General features: G+C 56.8%; 1 protein-coding gene. It reads left to right on the top strand.

All coding sequences use genetic code 11. The features are described from left to right. The first annotated feature begins 73 nt into the window (after positions 1-73). Entirely contained in the window at positions 74-1,108 is a 1,035-nt protein-coding gene (locus tag ASB65_RS21035; RefSeq protein ID WP_060725269.1) for an IS110 family transposase, read from the top strand. The last annotated feature ends 253 nt before the right edge of the window (positions 1,109-1,361 follow it).

Raw genomic sequence — 1,361 nt, forward strand, 5'->3', positions numbered from 1 at the left:
TTATGGGATGGCCCGCCCTTTCACCCAGCATCGAGTACAGTGCTGGCATTCGGAAAGCGAAAGGAACGAGCCAATGTCTATTGCTATTCTTGGAATTGATCTGGGCAAGAACTCCTGCAGCGTGGTCGGCGTCGATGCGGCGGGAGCTGTGGTCGTTCGGCGAACAATGCGTCGACAGACGCTGATCGACTATGTTGTGAAGCTTCCTGCTTGTGTGGTTGCGATGGAAGCATGCTGCGGCGCGCATCATCTCGGTCGGCTGTTTGCAGAACAGGGTCACCAGATCCGTTTGATGTCGCCGGAATACGTTCGTCCGTATATCAAAGCTCAGAAGAACGATGACCGCGATGCCGAGGGGATCGCTGAAGCCGCCTCACGACCAACAATGCGCTTCGTCGAACTCAAAAGTCAGAAGCAGTTGGATATCCAAACGCTACATCGCGTGCGTTCCCGCCTTGTTGCGGAGCGGACAACCCTGCTCAACCAGATGCGGGCGATCCTACTGGAACGTGGTGTGATCTTCCCTGCCGGCAGAAGAAGGTTTGAGCTCGAATTGGATTCCATGCTTTCTGAGGGCAGCGAGACACTGTCGCAACGCATGCTTCAGCTGATTAAGGGACTGCGTTCCGAATGGAAGGAACTCGACGCAAAGATCGGAACGCTGAACGAAGAGTTTACCCGGTTGGCTCGCGACGATGCCGCCACGCGAAGGTTGACCTCGATCCCGGGCATCGGGGTGCTTAATGCAACCGCTTTAGTTGCGGCGGTGGGCAATGCCAGCAGCTTCGCCAAAGCCCGAGATCTCGGCTCCTGGCTTGGGTTGGTTCCCAGGCAATACAGCACCGGCGGTAAACCTCGGCTGCTGGGGATATCGAAGCGCGGCAATACATATCTACGAACGCTACTGATCCATGGCGCCCGGGCGGCATTGCCATCGCTCTCGAAGAGCGACACGCCGCTGGGGCGATGGCTGAAGGCAATGATCGAGCGAGGTGTACACCGCAACGCCGTCGTTGTGGCACTGGCCAATAAGCTGGCACGTATCGCTTGGGCCGCTCTACGGAAGGAGGCGACATTTGAACGTGGCTACCTGGTGGCGACGGCATAGGGCCTGGAACATGCTATCGCGCACGTAGCTCAAAGAGGTTTGCAGGAAGGATCGTGAAGATGGCCTGACAGTTGACCGGCGTTCGGAAAGCCCGATTAAAAAAATGGCACGTGGTGCCGACGGACTTATGGGGCTCTGAACGTGCGGATGTCCATCTTGGCCATGGGAGTTACCCATGAGACCGTATACGTTGACGCAGACTGATCAGAACACCGTATAATCCTCTTGCAGACGGGCGGGCCATACGTTTTTT

The organism is Agrobacterium tumefaciens str. B6 (genome assembly GCF_001541315.1).
In the GTDB taxonomy this organism is placed as follows: Bacteria; Pseudomonadota; Alphaproteobacteria; order Rhizobiales; family Rhizobiaceae; genus Agrobacterium; species Agrobacterium radiobacter.

What these genes read in the sequence shown, in the direction of transcription:
- ASB65_RS21035 (WP_060725269.1), top strand. Translation starts at nt 74, where the DNA reads ATGTCTATTGCTATTCTTGGAATTGATCTGGGCAAGAACTCCTGCAGC.